The organism is Prosthecobacter sp., assembly GCF_034366625.1.
In the GTDB taxonomy this organism is placed as follows: domain Bacteria; phylum Verrucomicrobiota; class Verrucomicrobiia; order Verrucomicrobiales; family Verrucomicrobiaceae; genus Prosthecobacter.
On the sequence record NZ_JAXMIH010000010.1, the window covers coordinates 229,185 to 252,611 of the forward strand.

Annotated in this window: 18 protein-coding genes and 1 pseudogene; 7 read left to right on the forward strand and 12 right to left on the reverse strand. The window is 59.7% G+C overall.

Annotated elements, in window-relative coordinates; translation table 11 throughout:
• Positions 1-71: 71 nt before the first annotated feature.
• The 5 genes and pseudogenes from U1A53_RS13525 to U1A53_RS27085 all read right to left on the reverse strand — a co-directional run.
• Positions 72-3,416 carry a PVC-type heme-binding CxxCH protein gene (locus tag U1A53_RS13525; RefSeq protein WP_322281676.1) on the reverse strand — a complete coding sequence of 1,115 codons (3,345 nt, stop codon included), beginning with the start codon at positions 3,414-3,416 and terminating at the stop codon, positions 72-74.
• A gap of 117 nt (positions 3,417-3,533) precedes the next feature.
• Positions 3,534-4,727 (reverse strand): carboxynorspermidine decarboxylase, encoded by a 1,194-nt coding sequence (gene nspC, locus U1A53_RS13530; protein WP_322281677.1) that lies wholly within the window; start codon positions 4,725-4,727, stop codon positions 3,534-3,536.
• Between the two features lie 130 nt (positions 4,728-4,857).
• Positions 4,858-5,952, reverse strand: coding sequence for a sugar kinase (locus tag U1A53_RS13535; protein WP_322281678.1), 1,095 nt, complete (start codon positions 5,950-5,952; stop codon positions 4,858-4,860).
• A gap of 79 nt (positions 5,953-6,031) precedes the next feature.
• The gene (locus U1A53_RS13540) at positions 6,032-6,997 is read right to left on the reverse strand and encodes a phosphoglycerate dehydrogenase (protein WP_322281679.1); all 966 of its coding nucleotides are present in this window, start codon (positions 6,995-6,997) and stop codon (positions 6,032-6,034) included.
• A 79-nt stretch (positions 6,998-7,076) separates the two neighbouring features.
• Positions 7,077-7,274 (reverse strand): annotated as a pseudogene (locus tag U1A53_RS27085) (hypothetical protein); the annotation flags it as partial.
• 6 nt (positions 7,275-7,280) lie between these two features.
• On the opposite strand from U1A53_RS27085, the gene U1A53_RS13545 reads away from it, so the two are divergent.
• The 3 genes from U1A53_RS13545 (at position 7,281) to U1A53_RS13555 (ending at position 9,905) form a co-directional block, all read left to right on the forward strand.
• Entirely contained in the window at positions 7,281-7,874 is a 594-nt protein-coding gene (locus U1A53_RS13545; RefSeq protein ID WP_322281680.1) for an acyloxyacyl hydrolase, read from the forward strand.
• A gap of 60 nt (positions 7,875-7,934) precedes the next feature.
• Positions 7,935-9,164, forward strand: coding sequence for a serine hydrolase (locus tag U1A53_RS13550; protein ID WP_322281682.1), 1,230 nt, complete (start codon positions 7,935-7,937; stop codon positions 9,162-9,164).
• Positions 9,165-9,269: 105 nt separating this feature from the next.
• Positions 9,270-9,905 carry a transposase gene (locus U1A53_RS13555; RefSeq protein ID WP_322281683.1) on the forward strand — a complete coding sequence of 212 codons (636 nt, stop codon included), beginning with the start codon at positions 9,270-9,272 and terminating at the stop codon, positions 9,903-9,905.
• A gap of 120 nt (positions 9,906-10,025) precedes the next feature.
• On the opposite strand, the gene U1A53_RS13560 is transcribed toward U1A53_RS13555, so the two are convergent.
• Positions 10,026-10,853 (reverse strand): LamG-like jellyroll fold domain-containing protein, encoded by an 828-nt coding sequence (locus U1A53_RS13560; RefSeq protein ID WP_322281685.1) that lies wholly within the window; start codon positions 10,851-10,853, stop codon positions 10,026-10,028.
• Positions 10,854-10,958: 105 nt separating this feature from the next.
• On the opposite strand from U1A53_RS13560, the gene U1A53_RS13565 reads away from it, so the two are divergent.
• Entirely contained in the window at positions 10,959-13,724 is a 2,766-nt protein-coding gene (locus tag U1A53_RS13565; protein ID WP_322281687.1) for a cytochrome c, read from the forward strand.
• A gap of 54 nt (positions 13,725-13,778) precedes the next feature.
• Here the strand turns inward: U1A53_RS13565 and ruvA are convergent, their stop codons facing one another.
• The 3 genes from ruvA to htpG form a co-directional block, all read right to left on the reverse strand.
• The gene (gene ruvA, locus U1A53_RS13570) at positions 13,779-14,384 is read right to left on the reverse strand and encodes a Holliday junction branch migration protein RuvA (protein ID WP_322281689.1); all 606 of its coding nucleotides are present in this window, start codon (positions 14,382-14,384) and stop codon (positions 13,779-13,781) included.
• Positions 14,385-14,457: 73 nt separating this feature from the next.
• Positions 14,458-15,813, reverse strand: a complete 1,356-nt coding sequence (locus U1A53_RS13575; protein ID WP_322281691.1) for a hypothetical protein — start codon at positions 15,811-15,813, stop codon at positions 14,458-14,460.
• 135 nt (positions 15,814-15,948) lie between these two features.
• Positions 15,949-17,790: a molecular chaperone HtpG gene (htpG, locus tag U1A53_RS13580; RefSeq protein WP_322281693.1), complete on the reverse strand. Its 1,842-nt coding sequence runs from the start codon at positions 17,788-17,790 to the stop codon at positions 15,949-15,951.
• A 141-nt stretch (positions 17,791-17,931) separates the two neighbouring features.
• Here htpG and U1A53_RS13585 point away from each other — a divergent pair, with 141 nt between their 5' ends.
• From U1A53_RS13585 to accC, 3 genes are all read left to right on the forward strand, one after another.
• Positions 17,932-18,369 (forward strand): YidB family protein, encoded by a 438-nt coding sequence (locus U1A53_RS13585; protein ID WP_322281695.1) that lies wholly within the window; start codon positions 17,932-17,934, stop codon positions 18,367-18,369.
• A gap of 136 nt (positions 18,370-18,505) precedes the next feature.
• Positions 18,506-19,054 carry an acetyl-CoA carboxylase biotin carboxyl carrier protein gene (gene accB, locus U1A53_RS13590; protein ID WP_322281697.1) on the forward strand — a complete coding sequence of 183 codons (549 nt, stop codon included), beginning with the start codon at positions 18,506-18,508 and terminating at the stop codon, positions 19,052-19,054.
• A gap of 95 nt (positions 19,055-19,149) precedes the next feature.
• Positions 19,150-20,511 (forward strand): acetyl-CoA carboxylase biotin carboxylase subunit, encoded by a 1,362-nt coding sequence (gene accC / locus U1A53_RS13595; RefSeq protein ID WP_322281699.1) that lies wholly within the window; start codon positions 19,150-19,152, stop codon positions 20,509-20,511.
• Between the two features lie 43 nt (positions 20,512-20,554).
• Here the strand turns inward: accC and lepB are convergent, their stop codons facing one another.
• The 3 genes from lepB to U1A53_RS13610 all read right to left on the reverse strand — a co-directional run bounded on the left by lepB (position 20,555) and on the right by U1A53_RS13610 (position 23,403).
• Positions 20,555-21,769: a signal peptidase I gene (gene lepB / locus U1A53_RS13600; protein WP_322281701.1), complete on the reverse strand. Its 1,215-nt coding sequence runs from the start codon at positions 21,767-21,769 to the stop codon at positions 20,555-20,557.
• A 72-nt stretch (positions 21,770-21,841) separates the two neighbouring features.
• A complete protein-coding gene (locus U1A53_RS13605) occupies positions 21,842-22,246 on the reverse strand; it encodes an ACT domain-containing protein (RefSeq protein WP_322281703.1) in 405 nt (134 codons plus the stop codon).
• A complete protein-coding gene (locus tag U1A53_RS13610) occupies positions 22,243-23,403 on the reverse strand; it encodes a histidine decarboxylase (protein ID WP_322281704.1) in 1,161 nt (386 codons plus the stop codon). The genes U1A53_RS13605 and U1A53_RS13610 overlap by 4 nt, the downstream gene beginning before the upstream one ends.
• Positions 23,404-23,427: the final 24 nt, after the last annotated feature.

Sequence of the window (23,427 nt, forward strand, 5' to 3'; positions counted from 1 at the left end):
GGCCCGCATCGCGGTCAAGAAGTCAAGACTGCCCCTCATACCACCTTGACGACGCTTGACCTCCACATCGGCTACTTCCCAAGCAAAAACGCCAGCAAGTCGCCCATCTGCTCCTTCGTGATCGCGGCTTCGAGGCCCACGGGCATGAGGGTGCGGTCGAGGCTCTTCATCTCCTTGATGGCGCTGCGGGAAAGCGTCTCTTTGGCTCCGCCCATCATGGCGAGGACGACGCTGTCGCTGGTTTCGCTTTGAATGAGACCGCTGAGGGTGCGGCCGTCTTTCGTGTCGATCTGGTAAGCGCTCCAGCGGGCTTCGAACATGCGATTCGGATCAAGAATGTCGGAGAGGAGGCCTTCCGGTGGCTTTACTTTCACGTCGGAGAGCGGCGGGCCGACATCGACACCTATCGTGCCGTGCTTGTGGCAGGTGATGCAGATGGTGGCGAAGACGGCTTGCCCCTTTTTGGCATCGCCGTGCATGGTGGTGGCGGCCATGTAGTTTTTGACGACAGCGGCGCGGTCGCTGCTGGCTTCGCCGAAAAGTTTTTTCGCAAGGTCGGCCATCTCTCCCTTGCCGCGCTGATAGCTCCAGCGCTTTTCGACATCGACCCAGGCGGTGGGGAACTCGCCCTTCTCCATGCGCTTGAAGAGTTCGAGCGCGGTGGTGGCGTTGGCGGTGAGGATGGCTGCGAGATCGCGCTTCAGTGCGGGGCCGGCCTTTGGCAGCAGTTCATAAATGAGCGGCGCGGTGCTGGTGGCAGCGAATTTCTTCAGCAAGGCCACGGCGGCGGTGGTCATCTCGGCAGGCTGGTTGCTGGTGAGCAGGCTTTTCATCACCGGCTCGACGGCGGCCCATTTCCTCGTGGAAAGCAGCGGTAGGACAGCGAGGCGTTGATCGAGCGGTGCTTTCGCGTCGGCGACGATAGCGTCGATCTTGGATTGCAGCGCGGCGATCTCTTTGGCGGCGTCTTCGTGGCCTTTGGGCAGCTTGGCAAGACCTTGGAGCAACGCGGGTTTCCACCAGAGGAGTTGGCCGGGTTGTTTTTGGAGAAGGAAAAGCGCTGCCTTCACATCCTCGGCCTCTGCATCGGCAAGAGCGCCAGCGGCAAAAGTGCGCACGGTGGTGGAGCGGTCTTCGGAGAAGGTGCTGAAGAAGCTGTCACTGAGTTGGCTGAGGATACGGCCCATTTGCTTGCTGGAGGCGCTGGCGACCATTTTTGCCATCCAGGGATCGTCTGCGTGCTTCGTGAGGATCGCGGCGAGTTCCTTGGCATCGGTAATCCCTGGCACTTTCAGGAAGAGGGCGCGGTCGGCGTGTTCGGCGGGCACTTTGCCCCAACCCACTTCAGGAATGGCGTGATATTTGCCGGGAGTCTTGGTGACCAGCTTCTTGGTGCCTTTAGGCACGACACGCCAGATGCGACCGTGGTTTTCGCCCTGGCGCATGTCGTGGGTTTTGACGAACTCTTCGGGGAAGAAGCGGGCGTGGTCGATCCAGCGGCGGTAGATGTCGCAGATGTAGATCGCGCCGTCGGGGCCGGTGGTGAAGTTCACGGGGCGGCTCCATTCGTCGCTGCTGCGGAAGAACTCCGTGCGGTCGCCGACGCGGGTGGCTTTCAATGATGCGCCGTTCGGTTCGACTTTATAGCGGGTGACGAGCTGGCCGGTGGGATCGGGGACGAAGACGTTGTTGCGCAGCTCGGGCATGAGCTGGCCGCGATAGACGCCCAGGCCGGAACAAGCGGTGTTTGTGCCGGCATGGGCGTCTGCGGTGGTGTGCGTGATTTGCAGCGGATAGACGCGGGTCTCCGCGCCGGGTGTGGCGATGTCCTCATGCACCTGCGTGATGCCAGCGTGTGGATTCCGCAGCATGGCCTCGTAGGGCATGACGGTGAACATGAGCGGGTTGCGGTTCGAGCAGTAGAAGTGGTGGCCGTAGTCGTCGAAAGCGCCGCCGTACTGGCCTTTGCCGCCGGTGGGGGTGATCTCGCCGGTTTTGGGGTTCCATTTGAAGTTGGAGCCGGGAATGCCGACGACCTTGGTCGGTGCATCGGCGGGATAGATCTCGCGGGCATCGAGGCCGTTGTTGAAGTGGACGCAGCCATCGAGTCCCCAACGCGGGGCGCTGACCTGGAGCTGGCTGTGCTTGGGATTGAAGCCACGGATGAGCGGTTTGATCTCGTCGGCCACGTTGTCGCCGTTGGTGTCTTTGAGGAAGAGAATCTGTGAGCGCGTGGTGGCAATGAGGCCGCCGTTGTAGGGGAGGAGGCCCTGCACGTTGTCCATGTGGTCGGCAAAGGTCACGGCCTTGTCCATGCGGCCGTCGCCGTCTTCGTCGGTGAGCAACTGGATGCGCGAGAGCCACGGATCGCCGGGATTCGGCGGGCCGAGCGGGTAGTCGCGCATATCGGCGACGAACATGCGGCCTTTGTCGTCCCAAGTGGCCTCGACGGGATCAAGCACGAGCGGTTCGGCGGCGACGAGTTGCACCTCGTAATCGCCATCGAGCTGAATGCGCTTCATGGATTCCTCGGGCGAGAGCGGTTGGTCCTGACCATCGCGCACCGCACCGATGTCGCTGCCGCCGCTGGCCTGGATGGCGGACCATTTCTCTTTGAATTCGCCGAGCGGATACAGCTCGTAGCGGCGCACGATCATCTCCGCGCCTTCGGTCTGGAGGAGGATTTTGCCTTCGGCGGGTTTGCAGTCGAAAGCCTCGTTGATGAGCGCGCCGTTGACGAAATATTGCAGCGTGTCGCCTTTGGCGATGACTTCGAGGCGGTTCCACTCGCCGCTGGGGCTTTCGACATCGTTCTTGCCGCGAAAGCCGACTTTGTCCGCCCAGTCTTCATCACGACCTTTCCAATTGATGCGGCCTTTGGTCACGGTCTGGCGCAGTTCGCCCTTCTTCCAGATTTTCTCCTTGTCGCGGTCGAGTGTGAACTCGGCGGAGAGTGAGGTGGTCAGCTCCGTGCCGTCGGCGAGCTTTGGCGAGAGCACCAAAATGTCGCCCACGCCGCCCTCGATGATCTGCGCCTCGATGCTGGCCATCCAGGTGTCACCGTAGGCTCCGTGCGGGCCGTAGGCGTGGAGGAGGATGCCGTTGTCCTTCGCGGCCTTCTCGCGTTTGCCCCAGGTCTTCGCACCCCACTTGAATTCGATGACGAGATGGTAATCGCGGTAGTTTCCCTTGGTGGCGACGTAGCCGTAGCCGCGACCACTGATGTTGAAGGTGCCATCCTTGGCGAAGGTCCAGATGTCTTTTGGATCATCGTGGAAATCGGCCTTGGGATTGACGTGGTGCTCCACGTTGCCGGATTTGATGACTTCGAGGAGGTCGATCTTCTTCGTGACTGGCTGGGCCGTTAGGACTGATGCAACGGATAGGATCGATAGGACTGATGTGAGTAGGCGCATGGCTAGATTACGGATGAAGAGAAGCAACCATTACGAAATGAGCACCACTGATGCAGACACGAATGAAGCCAAACTTGGTGCTTTTGTGACGGAACAACGGCACAAGCGCCGCCAACGTCACGAGAGCTTGTTCCGAAAATCCGCGTAACCGAACCGCCGCACCACGCGATACTCCTTCGTCGTTGGATCGTAGATCGCGATGTCGGGATGCGGCACGCCGTTGAAGGTGGTCGTTTTGACCATCGTGTAGTGCGCCATGTCGGCAAACACGAGCCGCTGTCCAACCTTGAGCGGCTCAGGAAACGAAAAGCCTGACAGCACATCGCCCGCGAGACAGCTCATGCCGCCCATCTTGTATTCATGCGGAAACTCGCCCGGCAAGCCCGCGCCGAAAATGCGCGGACGGTAAGGCATCTCCAGGCAATCAGGCATGTGAGCCGTGGCAGAGAGGTCAAGAATGGCGGTCGGAGTATCCGACGCCACGATGTCCTGCACCTCGGCAATGAGGTAACCCGTGTTCAAACCGGCGGCCTCACCCGGTTCGATGTAAACTTCCTTGCCCCATTTCTCACGGAAGCTGCGCAGCACACGAATGAGACGCTCCACATCGTAGTCCTTGCGTGTGATGTGATGTCCGCCACCCATGTTCACCCACTGCACCTGCTCCAGCAGACGCGGGAATCGCTTTTCGACGGCGGCAACAGTGCGTTCCAGCACGTCCGAATCCTGCTCGCACAACGCATGGAAGTGCAAACCCTCAATGCCGCTCAAATCCTCGCCTTCGAGCGCTTCGGCACGAATGCCGAGGCGACAACCGGGCGAGCATGGGTCGTAAAGAGAGACTTCGACCTCGGAGTGCTCAGGATTCACGCGAATGCCGGGGCTGGGCGCATGACCGGCAGCTTTCGCGGCATCCAGCATCGGCTTGAACTTCCGAAACTGGGCCAGCGAGTTGAAGCTGATGTGATGGGCGATGGGAATGATCTCGCGCATCTCCGCCTCTTTGAATGCGGGCGCATAGACATGCACCTCCTTGCCAAACTCCTGCGCCAGCAGCGCCTCATTCAAACCGCTGGCACAGCAGCCGCTCAAATACTCACGCATGATCGGAAACACGCTGAACATCGAGAAGCCCTTCAGCGCCAGCAGCACCTTGGCACCCGACTCGCTCTGCACGCGGTTGAGTTTCTCCATGTTTTTGCGCAGCAATGCCACATCGACCACATAAGCGGGCGTCTCGATGGCGTTGATGTCGAAGGCCGGATACGGCTGTTCGTAAACGTGCGAAGGCGTGAAGTCCGTGGATGCCATGGGGGCGCGGAGAATAGCGGCTCATACCAGCCTCGCAAGAGTCTCTCGTGTGATGTTCACGCTTCAGCGTGACAAAACGCACACAGACACACGCTAGAGCTTGAACGACGCGCAGGCGGAGACGCCTGTGTTACCGCACCACACGTGCGCCGGCACCAGCGATCGTCTTTTCGACTTCCTTGCGCGTTGCCATCGAGGTGTCGCCGGGGGTCGTGGAGGCGAGGGCACCGTGGGCGGCACCGTATTCGACCGCCTTCTGGGCGTCGTTGAACTCCATGAAGCCGAACTGCACGCCAGAGGCAAAGCTGTCGCCGCCGCCGACGCGGTCGAGGATTTCGAGGCCGGGATACTGGCGGCTCTCGTGGAACTTGCCGTCGTGCCAGAGAATAGCGCTCCAGTCGTTCTTGGTGGCGGTGATGACGTGACGCAGCGTGGTCGCGGCGACCTTGAAATTGGGGAACTCTTTCACTGCCGTCTCGATCATCGCCTTGAAGGCGTCGGTCTCGATGTGTCCGAGCGTCTCCTGGCCTTTGACGGCGAAACCGAGCGACGCGGTGAAGTCCTCCTCGTTGCCGATCATGACATCGACATACTTGGCGATCTCGCGGTTGACCTCCTGCGCCTTCTTCAGGCCGCCGATGGTTTTCCAAAGCGAGGGGCGGTAATTCAAATCGTAGCTGACAATCGTGCCGTGCTTGTTGGCGGCCTTGACCGCTTCGACGGTGAGTTCAGCGGTCGTGGCGGAAAGCGCGGCATAGATGCCGCCGGTGTGGAACCAGCGGACGCCGAGTTTGCCAAAGATGTGATCCCAGTCGATGTCGCCGAGCTTGAGCTGCGAAGCGGCCGTGTTGCCGCGATCTGGATTGCCGACGGCGCCGCGGATGCCGAAGCCGCGTTCGGTGAAATTCAGGCCGTTGCGGACGGTGCGGCCAATGCCGTCATCCTCACGCCACTTGATGAAGTCGGTCGCAACACCGCCCTGCATGATGAAATCCTCGATGAGATGACCCACCTCGTTGTCCACGAACGCGGTGACAACGGCGGTCTTGTAGCCGAAGCATTTTCTCAGGCCGCGGGAGGTGTTGTATTCGCCGCCGCCTTCCCATGCTTGAAAATTGCGTGCCGTGCGGATCCGGCCCTCACCGGGATCAAGACGGAGCATGACTTCGCCGAGCGAGATTTGATCGAAGGCGCAGGATTCGCGGGATTTGATGGAGAGGCTCATGGTGTGGGAAAGAAGGAATGATGTCTGAATATGGAAAAATGTAGATCAGGAACGGGAGACGGTGGTTGCGGAGATTTGCTCAGAACTTGTTGGCCTGGGCGTGCGGCGGCTTGCCGGCGAGGAACAAAGTGAGATTCTCCACGGCACAGGTGGCCTGACGTTGCACGCTCTCGAACGTGCGGGAGCCAATGTGCGGCGTCACGATGCAATTCGGCAGTTTGAGCAGCGGGTGATCGGCGGGCGGCGGTTCGTGCTCTAGCACATCGGTGCCATAACCGGCCACCTGCCCTGATTGGAGGGCGGCAACAATGTCGTCAGTATGGACGATCTCGCCCCGCGCGCAGTTGAGGATGATGACGCCTTTTTTCATCTTGGCGATGGAGGCCGTGCAGATCATGTCGCGCGTCTCCGGCGTGAGGTTCGTATGCAGGGAGAGATAGTCCGAGCAGGCGAAAATTTCGTCGAGAGTGGCGGCCCGCTTCACGTTGTGCTCGGCGGCAAACTTGTCGTCCCAGTAGAGGTCGTAGCCGACGACTTCCATGCCGAACGCGCGGGCGCGGATGGCGACTTCCTTGCCGATGCGGCCACATCCGACGATGCCGATCGTCTTGCCCATCACCTCGTGGCCGGTCTTGCGTTTCCAGCCGCCTGCGCGCGTGGAATCACAGTGGTAGAAAAAGTTTTTCTCGAGAGCGAGGAGCAGCAGGAAAGTGTGCTCGGCCACCGTGGTGTGATTGACGCCCGGCGTGAACAGCACGGGGATCTTGAACTCCGTGGCGCTCTTCACGTCGATCTTGTCGAGCCCGATGCCGTATTTGCTGATGACCTTGAGACGCGGAAGGGATTTTTCGATCACTGCGCGCGTGATGGCGTCATCGCCGCAGATGAAGGCGTCGAACTCGCCGGCGAGCTCGAGCATTCGCGATTCGGGCAGCGGGCCGCGCTCGCTGACGACCTCGAAACCGGCGGCGGTCATCAGGTCGTGATGCCGGCCAGGGGTGTCCTGGAACGACGTGGTGGTGAGGAGGACGCGGGTGGAGCTCATGAGGAAAGAGTGGGTGGATTCGAAGTTTGGTCAGGGGGATTTCATAGTCGGGAACAAACCCGCCGCAACCCGCATGCCACACATTGTATTCCCCGTCGCCCTCCCAGGCTGTGAAATGACGCGTCGTGCGCACGCGTCCCTCACCGGGATCGAGGCGTAGCAAAACTTCACCGAGGGAGAGCAGGTCGGAGGCAGGTTGGGCGGAAATGGGCGTCGTCTGCCACGCGCCAGCGGCAAAGAACTCCACGCTGGAATTTATGCCGGTTGAAGTTAGCATGAGCCCATGACACGCCGCCTCGCCTGCCTCGCCATTGCATTGCTGCTCAGCACCACCGGATTTTCCCAGTCCGCACCGTCCGAGTTCAAACCGTGGACGCAGCACAGTTTCGATTTTGAAACCGGCATGCTGTGGAAGGTGGGTGGTGACACCACCTTCAACTACCGCATCGTTCCCTTCATCGTTTCCTGGCGCACACCGGAAATGTTCGGCCTGCATTTCCAAAACGGCTCCGCGCTCAGCGTGCGCAACAAGTTCAGCCTCATGGCCAACTGGTTCGAAACAGGCTCGGAAAATCGTTACCTCGGCCTTTCCGGCGCACCATCCATCGAATGGTGGGATCCCACGGCGACATGGAGCGTCTTTGGCTCCATCGGCGGCGGTGTGGGCTGGGTGGACGCTCAGAACGTGCCCGGCGGCCAGGGCCAGGACTTCACGCTGAACTGGTTTGGCCAGCTCGGCGTCTCGCGCACGATCACTCAAGACTGGTCCCTGCGTGCCAGTGCGATGTTCCAGCACCTCTCCAACGGCGGTCAAACCAATCCCAACCCCGGCCTCGACTCCCTGGGCATCCTGATCGGCCTCAGCCGGGATTTTTAGTGGCGGCGAAATGAGGCTCGCATGCGGGTTGGAAGCATTTCATGGTGAGATTGCATCATCATGAGCTTCAAATTCCTGCCCGCAGTCGTCCTCTCCATCTCTCTGGCTTCCGCCGCAGACACCTACTTCCCACAACCCGACAGCGAAGGTGGCTGGCGTGAGGCGAAAACGGCAAAAGAATGCCGTGACCTCGCGGGCATGGATTTGGTGAAGCTGGAACCCGCTTACACGATCACCGAGCGCTCGACTGGCAACGGCGGCCTGCTCGTGGTTCACAACGGTTATCTCTGCTTCGAGCGCTACTTCGGCCGTGCCAGTCGCAACTGCAATCCCGACATGGCCTCCACCGGCAAGGCCTTTTGCAGCATCGCCTGCGGCATCATGCTGCATGAGTTCAAAGACAAAATCCCCGCAGGTCTCGACACCAAGGTCTTCACGGAACAGTATCTGCCTCAGGCCTTCCCGCTGAACGATCCGCGCAAAGCAAACATCACCCTCGGTCAGCTTCTCTGCATGACCGGAGGTTACTGGGGAGAAGGACAAACGCCCACCGGCTACGTCAAAGGCGATCCGAAACCGAAAGCACTCAAACCCGTTCCCGGCCAGAACATCCGTGATCTCGACAAATCCTCACTCGATGTGCCGCTGTGGTGCGATCCGGGCGCCGGTTACTCGTATTCCTCCCCTTCCCCGCACATCGCCAGCATCGTGCTGCGCAACGTGAGCGGCATGGAGTTGAAGAACTTCATTCACGAACGCCTCGCCAAGCCACAAGGCTGGGGCGCGTGGGATTACTGCCTGCATCGCGGCGATTTCGTGATGCCGCACGCGAACGGAGCCGGCAGCACCACTTTGCACGCTACGGACGCCCTGCGCTTCGGCTACTGCCTCGCTCAAAACGGCAAATGGAAGGATCAGCAACTCGTCCCGCTCGATTACATCCAAAAATGCCAGACCTGGAGTCCCTACAACCCTCACACGCCCTTCAGTCTGCAATGGGAGCACAACGCCGACGGTCATGTGGCCGGAGCGCCGAAGGATGCCTTCTGGAAAAGCGGTGCCGGTGGCTTCTGCCTCTATGTCGTGCCCTCGCTCGACCTCGTCATCTACAAGCTCGGCGGCAAGGACGGCCAGTATGATCCCACGCTCACACGCATCCCGCAGCCTGAGCAGAAGCACGATCGCGACAACTGGCAGCCTATTCCCGGCAACGCCTTTCAGGAAGGCAGCGGCGCGGCCTCGCTCGGACGCGTGCTGGAGATGGTGTGCGCGGCAGTGCGGCTGGAGTAGTCCGCAAATTGGCGTGCTCCTCACACTCCGTGTGCGGTGTCAGGATTGACATTGAAGCCCAGACCGCACATGGAATGTGCGGACCACATCGCTTCCCGGCCTGCCATGCCTTTCCAGTTCTTCAATCCTCAAGCGGGTGTGACGATCACGCATGGCCACCTGCCACACTGGGATCAGGAAGGCGCGACTTACTTCATCACCTGGCGCACAGCAGATTCGATCCCAAAGCCCGTTTGGGAGCAATGGCGGCTGGCTCGTGATGACTGGCTGCTTGCTCATGGCATTGATCCGGCTCAACGCGACTGGCGCAGACTGCTCGAAAATATGTCAGAAGCTGAAAGACGAGATTTTCGCCAGTTCACCATGCGTCTCGAGCATGAAATGGACTCCTGTCACGGTGCCTGTGTTCTCCGCCAACCGGCACTCCGTCAGATCGTCGTCGATGCGCTGCATTTCTTCGACGCACAGCGCTACACCTTGGGTGATTTCGTGGTGATGCCCAATCATGTGCATGTCCTCGTCGGCAGCATGCCCCGTGAAGCCATGCTGGCACAGGTGGAGTCCTGGAAACGCTGGACCGCCAAACAAATCAACAAGGTGATTGGGCAGCACGGAAGGTTTTGGCAGGACGAGAGCTTCGACCATCTGGTGCGCAGTGAAGATGCCTTCCAGAAATTTCGTCGCTACATCGCCGAGAATCCGGTGAAAGCCCGCCTGAAGGACACCGAGTTCACGCATTGAAAACAGACGGCGTGAGAACCAGCGTGAAGTGGTCCGCACATTCCATGTGCGGCACGAGCGTCCCTAGGCAACCGAACCCCGCACACGGAGTGTGAGGAGCACATCGCTGCGAGGCCTTCGTCACCGCAAACTTGTCACACCCCCCTCCATTTTGAACAGCCGCTCCACCTCCGCGTCGGTCAAGGCACGGTCAAACACCGCCAGATCGTCCTGATGACCGACATAGGATGCGCCGAGCACCAGCGCCACACTTGCGGGATCCCAACCGAAGCTCAGATCCCAGTTCTCGATGCGCCCTTGGAGCTTGCCGTTGAGGAAAAGACTGCCACTCGACTTCCCGGCCTTGTTGTTCACGTTGGAAAGCGTGAAAACCACATGCGTCCACGTGTCGCGGGTGAACGGCGGCTTCGCCACCTGCACCATCGGCCGTTTCTCGAAGGGAATGTCCGCCCATTGCACATTCGTCGGGTTCCAGATGTGAAATAACGGACGCACAGCATAGCGGAAGAAGCGCGGCGTCTCATCCTTCGAGAACTCCAGGAAGATGTAGCCCTTCTTCACATCATCGCCCGTGATCTGCACGGGATCGCAGTAGCCCGGCTCCAGATCCTCATCCGGTGTCAGCCGCAGCCACACCGACACCGTGGCACTCCACGACTTGTCATTGTAGCCCAGCACGTTCATCCCGTTGAACTGCGGCCGCGTGACTCCCTTCTTTGGGAAATGCACGCAGCCACCGAATTTCCCGCCCGCAGCGAGTTTCACATCGTCATTCGGCACACAGGGCACGAAGTCCTTGCCCTTCTTGATCACGCAATCCTTGCTGCCCTTGCTGAAATCAGCGTTCAAGCTCGAATCAAAGGATGCATGGAAGACGAGTGACGACTTGAGCGAGTCTTGGGCGAGCAACGGCGAGGCAAGGCAGAGAAAGATGACGAGTGGTTTCATGGCTGGTTTGCCATGAACGCTAGCCAGCCATGAACCTTTGCGGCGGCGGGTCGTTTTGCCTTGGTGATTGACAGATCGTGCCCGCCTCGCCTGTTCTGTCCGACCATGAAATTCCGCACGTGCCTCGCGTCACTCGCCCTCGCCACCACGCTCATCGCGCAAAAGCCCGACGCCCCCGCCACGCCCTCGCCGTGGGGCGATTTCGTGGAGAAGGATTTTCCGTTCTTCAGCAGCGTGCTGGACTGTCGCGACCTCGGCGAAGGCTTTCCGAAGGACAATCTGACGCCCCGCGGCCTCATCCTGAACCTCGGCCACAACCTCTGGGCCTGCTTCGACACCGACCTCCTCCGCATCGCCTGCATCTGGGAAGGCGAGGAGGGCAAACCACCCGTCACTCCCGAAGCGCTCGCACCCGGCTCCTATCACATCGCCGGACAGAAGACCAAGGATGGCCAGGAGTATCTGCCGAAGCCGGTGGGCAAGGTGTGGCTGGCGAATGGCATCTATCCCGGCTGGCAGGTCGGTGAGAAACCGAGCTTCGCTGATCCGCGTGAGCCGACAGCGAGCAAGGAGGAAGTGGGGAGAGGACCAATCCCTGCGCAGATCGGAGTTTTTCAATCCATTGAGGTCACGTATGACGGAAACGTCGTTTTCATCAATTCATTGGTTGGTGGAACAGTCATTCAGGAATGGATATGGATAGAGCCACCCTTTCGAGACAAGACTCATGTCTTGATGCGCGGTTTTTCAGTCCACGAGCATTCGAAGCCAATTAGTTTCGCAGTTTGTTCATCAAACAAGCCGCTTACCAAAGTGGTAGGAGAGAACTACGCAATCATCTCCGGTGGGAACAGCCCGTTGGAGTCGATTGAAATCCGCCCCAAGCCAGGCTTGGAAACGAAGATCGATGCCGACATCATTGATCAAAAGGGACTGAATGTAGCCTGCGTCACACTCCCGCCCACGAAAGACCGGCAGATCTTTTATGTGGCATCTGCGTTGAACTTGCCGCTTCAAGCATCGGTTGATTCAAAAGTCCGCACGGCTTCTCAAAAACCGTCTGAACCGATCATCTCTTGGCCCCAGACTCTCACCACCAAAGCCACGCTCTCCCCCAAACCCGACGCCTACGTCATCGACGACATTCCCCTGCCCTTCGCGAATCCGTGGAAGCGCAATGTACGGCTGGCGGACATCGCGTTTCTCAATGACCAGGGGGATGCGGCGGGCGTGACCTTCGATGGTGATGTGTGGCTGATCTCGGGCTTGAAGGGCGATTTGGAGAAGGTGACATGGAAGCGCTACGCCAGCGGGCTGCATGAGCCGATGAGCATCGTGGTCAGAAAAGCAGAAAGCGAAAAGCAGAAAGCAGAAATCCTGGTGTTTGATCGCAACGGCATCTGGAAGCTGGTGGACACGAACAACGACGGCGAATGCGACCGCTATGAGATGTTCTGCAACCTCTTCGCGCAGACGGCGGAGACGCGGGAGTTTCCGAACTCGATGAAGCTGGGGCCGAAGGGCGAGCTGTACATCTCCAAAGGCGGCCAGGAGGGCACGACGCGTGGCAAGCACAACGGCACCGTGATCAAGGTGGCGGCGAATGGGAAGAAAATTGACGTGATCGGTTATGGCCTACGCCAGCCGTTCATCGGCGTGCATCCGCTGACGGGGCTGGTCACGGCGAGTGATCAGCAGGGCAACTACGTGCCGTCCACGCCGCTGCACATCATCTCGGATCATCACTTCTACGGCCATCTGCCGACGATTGCGCCAAAGGAGCGGTATCCCGAGACGATCACCGAGCCGCTGACGTGGCTGCCGCATCCGGTGAACCCAAGTGGTGTGACACAGACTTGGCTCGTGGGCGCGAAGATGGGTCCGGTGAATGATGAACTCATCCATATCGGCTACAACCGGCCGGAACTTTTCCGCGTGCTGATGAACTCGCGCTTTGCGAGACCGCAGGCGGCGGTGGTGAGCTTTTCCCGCGACTTCGACTTCCCCACGCTCAACGCGACCGTGAATCCGGCGGACGGACAGCTTTACGTCACCGGTTTCCAAGTTTGGGGCACAGTGGTGAAGAAGTTGAGCGGTCTGGTGCGCGTGCGCTACACGGACAAACCGCGAGTACTGCTCAAAGAAGTGACGCCAACAGACAAGGGCCTGCTTCTGCGCTTCAACGCGAAGCTCGATGCCAAACTGGCCACTGATCCGAGCAGCTACAGCGCCGAGCGCTGGAACTACAAGCGCACCTTCGACTACGGCTCGCCGCATTTGAAGCTGGACGGCAGCACCGGCCAGGAATTCATGACCGCCAGCAGCGCCTACCTCAGCAAGGACGGCTTGAGTGTGTTGGTAGGTTTTCCCGACATGAAAACCTGCCATCAGATGCGCATCGGCTGGGGACTCAAAAGCGCGGACGGCCTGCCCGCGCAAAACACCGCCTACTTCACGCCGTGGGAACTCATGACATTTGATCCGGCCAAAGAGGGCTTTGAAGCAGGCTTGAAGGTCGATCTCACACCGCGCCAGGCGCTGGCGACCACGCAAACGAAGCCGACGGCGGCGGAAGGCGAGCGCCTGTATCAAATGTTTGGCTGCATGGCCTGCCATAGCACAGACGGCACCCTCGTCGGCAAAGTGGGACCGAGTTGGAAAGGCTTGTTCGGTGCCGAGCGCGACATCGCCAAGGGCATGAAAGGCAAGCTGAAAGCCGATGAAGCCTACTTGCGCGAGTCCATCACGAATCCGAGCGCCAAGGTCGTGAAGGGCTTCGAGAAATTCGATACTGGCATGCCGATCTACGCGGGCATCTTGAACGACTCACAGATCGAGAGCCTGATTCTGTATATCAAGAGTTTGAAATAGGAGCAAGGTCTCCAGATCCCGGAATGTGGGGGCTGGAAGCCCCCACTCCTTGGGCTAGTTCATGCTGCGCAGCGCTTCACGGATGAGTTTGTCGGCTGTGTCGAGGCTGGGCTGCTTTGCCAATTCGTTCACGGTTTTGACCGCCTCGCCCTGCTTGTAGCCGAGGGCGATCAAACCGAGCACGGCATCGCTTTGCGCCTCTTGCTTCGGATCGTGTGTGCCTTTGGCCGTGCGGGCGTTCTGCCAGGCATCGACGACGCCGACCTTGTCCTTCAGCTCCAGCACGATGCGCTCGGCGGTCTTGCCGCCCACGCCCTTGATGCGTGAGAGCGCTTTCACATCCCCCGCGATCACCGCATCTTTAAAAGCAGCCACCGGCAGACCACTGAGCACGCTGAGCGCCATCTTGGGACCGATGCCGGACACCCGATCCATCAGCAAGCGAAACAAATCGCGCTCATCCGAGGTCATGAAGCCAAACAACGTGTGATCACGGTCCGTGACGTGGTAATGCGTGAGCAATTGCACTTCCGCCCCTGCCTGCGGCAGCTTGTCAAAGGTCGTCAGTGGAATGAGGGCAACGTAGCCGACGCCGTGAACATCGATTGTCACACGATGAGGCAGGGCTTCGGCCAGGATTCCACGCAGAAAGGCGATCATGCGCCCATGAAGGCGTTGGCAGGCCGGGGTGCAAGCGAAGGTTCAAATGCCCCCTCAATTCAGATGAAGTCCGTCACACTGCTTTGCTCGCGTCATGCGGCGTCTTGAGCACCAGACGGAACTTGCCTGTTTGCGGATCGGCGGGCAACGAATCCACGCATTCGATCTCGAATCGAACGTTGCGCATGTCTTTCCCATCCAGAACGTGCCGTAGAATGTCGCTCACTTGATCGCAGACGGCCTGACGGCGCTGCTCCGTGATCCCATGCTCGAAACAAGCGCGAAAACGGAATGCCTCCAGGCTTTCCAACACCACCTGCCACGCCTTCAGTCCGGGCACCAGCATTTCGGCAATGACGGCGGGATGGATGAAATCTTCACCGCCATGCTGATTGATGAAAACCAGATTGTGCTCCTGCCGCCCAACCAATGCCGTCACTTTGGTGAAAGGGTAACGATCTTGTCTTGGACCCCGGTCAGGGGTGAGGACATCACTCATCCGATAACGAATGAGCGGCATGGCGTCGTTGAAAAGATTCGTCACACAGGTGTGATCTTCATTGAGTTCGAAGATCAAGTCGTCCTCCATCAGATGCATGCCGTCGCTTCCTGGAAGCGTGATGCCCATGTACAGATGCTCTGTCGAGGCGTAGAGATTGGTCACGGGCATCTGAAACACGCGTTCTACATAGGCCCTTGCGTCAGGGAGCAGCGCCTCGGCACCACTGGCAATACGCTGCGGTCGAATGCGCAGACGTCCCTGCTCCTGAAACTCAGCCAAGGTCTTGAGCATGTTCGCATACGCAGTCACAACCCGTGGCTGAAAGGCGTTCAAATCATCAATGACCTCGTCCATGGGCTGGAGCACATCGTAGGTACGGATGTTGTAAAAAAGGCGGTTGGCCCCCTGATTGCCTGACTGCGCCAGATTCACACCGCCCGAGTGTCCGTGTGCAACGCCGACATAGGCAACACGCTGCCGCCAACGCAGCGGTGCAACGCGCACCCCCAGACTGGCCGCGGATATCCAGGCCTCATGGGAGAAGACGAAACAACCGAGTTCCCCTGAGGAGCCGGAGGTGTTCATCACATGGTATTTGCCATCGAACAGATTCCCTCCATCCGAGGATTGAGCGAGAAAATCGATGATCCGGGCACGTGTGATGCGACGGTCAGTGACGATGTCATCAAAATGACGGGCAACGTCCTGCTTGGTCAGAACCGGGAAGTCAGTCGGCACACAGGTGGCAGGATCAATGCCTCGGTCCGCGATGATGGCACGGTAGTAGGGTGAATGTTCCTGAACATGGGCCACCAAGCAGCGAAACTTCCTGAGCTGACGGGCCTCCAATTGTGCGCGTGTGCCTCGCGGCACGCGTCCATGATCCCAGAGGGCCCGGAGCCAGAGGAAAGGGTCTTTAAGTTTCATGCGGTCGGATGGCAGACAGTCCAACAACCATGATGCAGCCTTCAAAAGCAAGCTGAGCCACGTGTTGAGTGTGTGAAATCCTCCTGTTCCAGGCTGCCATACCGGAATCCAGCATGGCAGCCGTGAGATGTCAGGTCATGAAGCAGCCAGCTTCTCCATGAGCTTCTGCGTGCGCTCGATGATGCGCTGAGGCTCGTCGAGAAGACCGGCGGAGAGCAAGGCGTTGTCGAGGATCTGCTCAGAGATGAGGCCGGCAGTTTCGGGGTCGGTCAGGTGGAGTTTGGAGAGGCCTTTGACGAGGTTGTGGCGCGGGTTGATCTCGAAGACGACCTTCGGGCCGGGCATGCCGCCGTCTTTGCCGAGGGCTTTCATCATCTGGCGCATCTGCGGGGTCATTTCACCTTCGGGAGTCAACACGAGGGCGGGTGAACCGACGAGGCGCTTGCCGGGACGGACGGTATCGACACTCGCGGTGAGGCGTTCTTTGATCCAGTCGCAGAGCGTGGTCGTTTCGGCCTCAGGGAGGGCTTCGCCTTCAGCATCGCTGTCGCCAAGGTCGATGTCGTGGGCGTTGACGGACTTGAGGTCCTTGTCGTCGAATTTGTTGAGGCTGCTGACGACGTATTCGTCGATGGTCTCGAACATGTAGAGCACCTCGATGCCCTTGGCTTTGAAGGCTTCGAGATACGGGCCGCTTTCAATGGCGGCGCGGGACGGAGCAACTTGGTAGTAGATGGCCTTCTGTTCGCTGGTCATGCGCTTCACATAGTCGGCGAGACCGACGGTTTCGCCGGTCTGGGTCATGCTGGATTCAAAGCGCAGCAGCTTGGCGATTGAGTCGCGATTCGTGTGGTCCGTGGCGACGCCTTCTTTGAAGAAGCGGCTGAAGCTCGCATAGAATTCGTTGTACTTCTTCGCGTCGTCGCTGGCTTCCTTGTCGAGGTGTTTGATGAGGCGTTTGACGACGACATCACCGATTTTGCGCACGAGGGCGCTGTCCTGCATGCTCTCGCGGGAGATGTTCAGCGGCAGGTCCTCGCTATCGATGACGCCACGGACGAAGCGCATCCATTCCGGCAGGAGTTTCTTCGGTTTGGGGTCGATGAGGACTTTTTTGCAATAGAGGGCCACACCGGGCTCCATCTGGCCCATGCCAAAGGATTCCATGTTCTGCGTTGGCGTGAAGAGCAGCGCGTTGATGGCAATGGGCGACTCGGCCTGGAAATGCAGGCGGTAGCTGGGATCATCGAAGGCGTGGGCGGTGAACTTGTAGAACTCGTTGTACTGCTCGTCGGTGATGCCGTCTTTCGATTTGAGCCAGAGGGCTTCCACCGTGTTGACGCGCTCGCCATTGAGCAGGAGCGGGAAGCTGACGAAGTTCGAGTGTTTCTCGATGATCTGCTTCACCGTGTGCTGCTTGGCGAAGTCGGCGGCGTCTTCCTTGAGATGGAGGACGATTTTGCAGCCGCGCTTCTGATCGACGGATTCATCAATCGTGTAGCTGCTGGCGCCGTCGCTGGTCCAGACGAGGTGCTCGCCCTCGTTGCGCCAAGAATGCGTGTGAACCTCGACTTTGTCCGCGACCATGAAGGCGGAGTAGAAGCCGACGCCGAACTGGCCGATGAGCTGCGCGTCGTTTTGCTTGCCTGCATTCTTCAGCGCGGCGGCGAAGGCCTTCGAGCCCGAGTGGGCGATGGTGCCGAGGTTTTCGACGAGTTCAGCGCGTGTCATACCGATGCCGGTGTCGGCGATGGTGAGAGTGCGGGCGGCCTCATCGGTGGTGATGCTGATTTGCAGTTCGGCGGCGGCATCAAAGATGTCCTTCTCCGTGAGCTGGGTGAGGCGCATCTTTTCCATCGCGTCGGCGGCGTTGGACACCAGTTCGCGGATGAAGATCTCGCGGTCGGTGTAGAGGCTGTGGATGACGATATCGAGGACTTGTTTGACTTCGGCCTGGAATTCGTGGGTTTGGCTCATGGTGATGATTTTTGGGGTTGGGGGTGGGGAGAGTAGCGGGTGGAAATGCGTGGTCAAGGCTTCGCGGGTCAAGAAGGCATCCGTGGCGGAAGGCGAAGCCACCTTGACTTTGAAATCCCCTCCCCCACACTCCGCACACTCATGGGACTCCTCGATTCACTCGCCAAAAACGCGCTGGGCGGCATGCTCGGCGGTGCCTCCAAACAAGATCCGGCCACGATGCTTTCCGGCCTTCTCAACGACGCAGGCGGCCTGCAAGGACTGATGGGGCAGTTTCAAAAGGCCGGTTTTGGTGATCAATTCGCCTCGTGGGTCTCCGCAGGCGCGAATCAGCCCATCGAAGCGGAACAACTGCAAAAGGCTGTGGGTGCGGATGAGATTCAGCGGCTCGCCAGCAAGGTGGGCATGCAGACCCACACCGTGCTGCCGCTGCTCGCGCAGTTCCTGCCACAGGTGATCGACAAGCTCACTCCCAAGGGCCAGATCGACGACAATCTCCCCAGCGGCAGCCAGATTCAAAGTGCGTTGACCAGCGTGATCAGCAGCAGTTTCAGCGGATTGTTTGGCGGTAAACGCTGAGAGCCACAGGACGACGATGGCTGCCAGGGGCACAAACAAGCCCGGCCGGCGCCTTGAAAGTCAAGAGTGCCTTTGTGGTTGCCACGGGCGGGGGAGTTTGTAGTATCGGGGCGTCCGTTGACACACTCCTCCCGACATGGCCAAACGCACCACCTCCAAACCAGCCTCTCCCGCCGCCTCCGCACCTTCTTGCGCCTACGATCTGAAACAGATACGCGAGATCGTCGGACTGATGGCCGAGAACAACCTGACCTATTTCCACAGCGAGCAAAAGGACGCCAAACTTGAGCTGCGCCGTGGTTCTGACCTGGAGTCCGTCAAGGAGCTGCTCAAATGCATGCCCGTGGCCTCCGCCGCTCCTGTTTCCATGTCTGCTCCTGCAGCCCCTGCCCTTGCTGCAGTTCCTGCCGCCAGCATTGCGGCACCTGCAGCCGGCTCCGATCCCGTCGGTCCCACCATCAATTCCCCCATGGTCGGCACCTTCTACCGCTGCGCCGCCCCAGGTGAAAAGTCCTTCGCCAACATTGGCGACATCGTGGACGAAAACAGTAACGTCTGCATCATCGAGGCCATGAAGGTTATGAACGAGATCAAGGCCGAAGCCCGCGGCACCATTGCCCGCGTCCTCGTGGAAGATGGCAAACCCGTCCAATACGGTCAGCCTCTGTTTGAGTTGAAGGCATAGGGCAAAGGGCAAAGGGCGTAGAGTCCTGCCCACACCACCCATACCCGCATCACACTTTCTCCTTCGCTCTAAGCCCTCAGCCCTTCGCTTTTCGCATGTTCAAAAAAGTTCTCGTCGCCAACCGTGGTGAAATCGCCCTCCGCGTCATTCGCGCCTGCAAGGAACTCGATGTCAAAACGGTCGCCGTCTATTCCGAGGCCGATGTCGATTCGATGCACGTTCACCTCGCCGATGAGGCCATTTGCATCGGTCCCGGCCCGAGCAGCGAAAGCTACCTGAAGATGAGCCGCATCATCAGCGCGGCCGAGATCGCCAACGTCGATGCCATCCACCCCGGCTACGGTTTCCTCTCCGAAAAAGCGGAATTCGCCGAAGTCTGCGACAAGTGCAAAATCAAGTTCATCGGCCCTTCCGCTCGCGTCATCGCCATGATGGGTGACAAGAACGTGGCGCGTGAAACTGCCCTGAAAGCCGGCATGCCGATCACCCCTGGCTCCGACGGCATCATCCACACCGAGGAAGAAGCCCTCGAATGGGCGCGCAAGATTGGTTACCCGGTCATGGTCAAGGCCAGCGCCGGTGGCGGTGGGCGCGGCATGCGCCCGGTGCTCAACGAGGCCACTCTGGGCTCCAGCTTCCAAGCCGCCTCCCTGGAAGCCATGAAATGCTTTGGCGACGGCTCCATGTACATGGAAAAGCTCGTCGAAAAACCCCACCACATCGAGTTTCAGGTCGTCGCCGACTCTCACGGCAACGTGGTGCATCTCGGCGAGCGCGACTGCTCCATGCAGCGCCGCAATCAGAAGATCATCGAGGAATGCCCCTCCCCAAAAATCTCCCAAAAAATGCGTAAGCGCATGGGCGATGCCACGGTGAAGCTCTGCAAAGAAATCGGCTACGAGAACTGCGGCACCATCGAGTTCCTCGTCGATAACAAGTGCGAGAACTTCTACTTCATGGAGATGAACACCCGCATCCAGGTGGAGCATCCGATCACTGAGGAGGTTTATGGCTGCGACTTGATCAAGGAGCAGATCCGCATCGCCGCCGGCCTGCCGCTCAGCGAGCACGTCGTGAATGCCCAGCCTCGCGGCCACGCCATCGAGTGCCGCATCAATGCCGAGGATCCTTCCCGCAACTTCGCCCCCAGCCCTGGCAAGATCACGCTCTGGTACACCTCGGGTGGCCGTGGCGTCCGCGTCGATACGCACGTCTATTCCGGCTACTCCGTACCGCCGTATTATGATTCGATGATCGCCAAGCTCATTGTCACCGGCGCCACCCGCGACATCGCCATCCGCCGGATGCGCCGTGCGCTGGGCGAGTTCACTGTCGAAGGCATCAAGACCACGATTCCGCTGCAAAGCCAGATCCTGACCACCTCCGACTTCCAGCACGGCCAGTACGACATCACCTGGGTGGAAAGCTTCCTGCGCCAGGAAGGGATGAAAGCATAGAGTCCTGAGATTGAAGCGGACCAGTTCGTCCGCTTTTCCATTGTTATCGAATCACGCCCCAGTTTCGACCCAGCGGAAAATAGCAGAACAAAGCCGGGCCGACGAGATTGCGTTCCGGCACCGTGCCCCAGTAGCGGCTGTCTGAGCTGTTGTAGCTGTTGTCGCCCATGGCCCAGTATTCACGTGCACCATCACGCGCGCTCAGTTCCCGCACTCTGCCGTCAGACAAAATGCCGAAGTTGCCGTAGCCTTTGTAGGGTTCTTCCATGGCACCCACACGCTTCATGCCGAATTCCTCGGCGGGCTTGCCATTGATCCACAGCACCGGAGATTTGACCTCCAGCCGGTCCCCTGGCACACCCACAAGCCGTTTGATGTAATGCTGGGAGCCTTGCTCGACTGGCACGTTCATGTAAGGGCTGCGAATGTTCTGTGTGGTGAAGACAAACACCTCCCCACGCACCGGACGCCGGAAGTGGTAGGAAAACTTGTTCACCAGCACATGATCGCCGGTGTCGAGCGTACCCCGCGCGAGCAACTGCCCCTCTTTGATCTCTTTGCCGCCAAGATCCCAGATGGAACGCACGATCTGGGCATCGGGGGTGATCTGATTGCCGTCGTTCGAGATTTGGGCACCTGCATAATACAGCAGCCCCAGATTGAACTCGGGATCGGTTGCCAATTGGCGTATCGGAGCCCAGATCCAGATATTATGCCCGTCTTCAAAGTGGAGACGACAGTGGGTGAAAAAGCCCATGAAGCCATGCTCCGTCAGCGGCTCTTCACGGCGCAGACGTCCGGAATGATTCGCCACGACATTGATGTAACTGCGCCCAGCCACGTAATCCTTGCACTGCTGGAAGAAGCCTGGGGAGACGTCCTTCTCGGTATGATTCGCCACGATGCCGTACAGCGTCGGTTGCATGGAGCCGGTGGGGATCTTGAACGGCTGCGCAATGTAGCTGCGGATGCCCAGCGCGATGACGATGGCGACGAAAAACACCTCCACGTTGTCGGCAATGTCCGACTGCTCGGCATGTGGCAGCGCTTTTTCGCAGGCTTTGTTGATCTCGTCGTTCAACGTTGCGATACGCGCCTTGTCCTTCGATCTCATCGCATCCTCCAGGCTCGTACGCAGGGTCGTGATCTCATCCAGTTTCGCCTGGGGCAGGATGTCGCGCTTGTAGTTGATGAAGCGTGTCACCCCCTTGTGCAGGAGTTTGGCGTGCTTGAGGTAGCGTGGGGTGAGGAAGAACATGGGGCTAAAGGCCCGATACTAGGGCGTGTCGGGCAATGCTCAAGTTCTGTCGTCCGCCCTGAATGATTTGATTCAGCCTGGCGGCTCGACCACGAGCACATCGCGCAGCACCTCGGCGGCACGGGCGTTGTCGGAGCACACCAGGCTGGCGGTGGTCTTGTCCGCCTCCCGCCGCAGGATGTGCATGGAGCGCAGGTCGATCCCGGCGTCCTTCAACCGCATGGCGACGGTGGCAAGTGCACCTGGCTTGTCCTCCAGCCGCACCAGCAGGGTGTCCTGGGTGATGACGCGGAAACCCTGCTCACTGAGGGCGCGTAGCGCTTCATCATAGCGGTCCACGCTGAGAACGACGAGGCCATGATCCGCCACGCCCTCGATGTCGATCTCCTCGATGTTGATGCCATGCGCGGCAAGACAAGCGGTGAGCCTGGCGGCGATGCCAAGCTCGTTCGGCACAAGGACGGTGAGCTGTTTCATGACGATGGTTCCCGGTTCTCGGCTCTCGGTTCGCAGTTCACCGCAGCGGCAAAGTCGGTGACGAAGGCGTCGATGACGGCGGTGGTGACGTGGGGCATGACGATGAGATGCGCGATGTTTTTGCGCGGAGCGATGATCCACCGCGCCATGACGGCGGCCGGGGGGCGTGGGAAGACGACCGTGATGGAATTCGGGTGCCGCCAAGCCTCAATGCCCTGCGCGCGGAGCTGCTGCACGGCGTATCCGGCACGCTGGAGGCTGCCCTGCACCATGGCGCGAAGCCCGGCCGTGCCAAGGGTGCGCAAGCGGTGCCAGAGCATGAGCGGGGCGAAGGCACTACGCGAACCGGCGATAGTCGTGTCCAACGCGCCAATGTACTCGATCGATCGAGCGATACGATCCACATGGGCCTTGCGGGCGAGCACCACGCCGCAGGGAATGGGAGCACCGAGCATCTTGTGACCGCTGATGGAGATGCTGTCCGCGCCATCAGCGAAGTTCCAAGGCTGCGGTTCATCGACGAACGGCAGAATCATGCCGCTGAGCGCCGCATCAGCATGGATGTAGGCATTGGTGATGGCGAGATCGTCGAGAATGGCGCGAATCTGCGCAAGGTCGTCCACCGCACCCTTCATGGTGGTGCCGATGTTGGCAAAAATGATCGGCGGAACGTCGCGGTGGATGCGGAGCGTCTCGCGCAAGTCCGCGTAGTCCATCTGGCCGTCGGGCTGGCTCTTGATCATGATGTTCCGCGTATGCTGGAGGCGCAGAACCTTGGCCACGCTGTAGTGCGTGTCCTCGCTGAAGTAGCAGATTCCCTCGGGGAACAGTTCCCGTGCCACGTAAAGGCCGTACATGTTGCCCTCCGTGCCGCCGCTGGTGACGTAGCCCCACCATTCGTCAGCGGGCGCACGCGTGAAGCGGGCGAAGTCCGCCAGCACCTCGCGCTCGAACTCCATCGTGTTGAGGCGGTAGTTGGTGCCGCCGAAGGGATCGCCGACGTTGTTGATGCTGAAGTGGAGGAAGCGGAACAGCTCGCTGTAATCGAAGGCCTGATTGCAGGGATAGCCCACCGTCTGCCGGCTCAGTGCGCACAGCCGCTCATGAAGATCGTCGAGCCGGTGCTGGTCTGCGGGGCTGAGGGTGGAGGGAGTCACGGCGGCGGAAATGTCCCCGCGTCC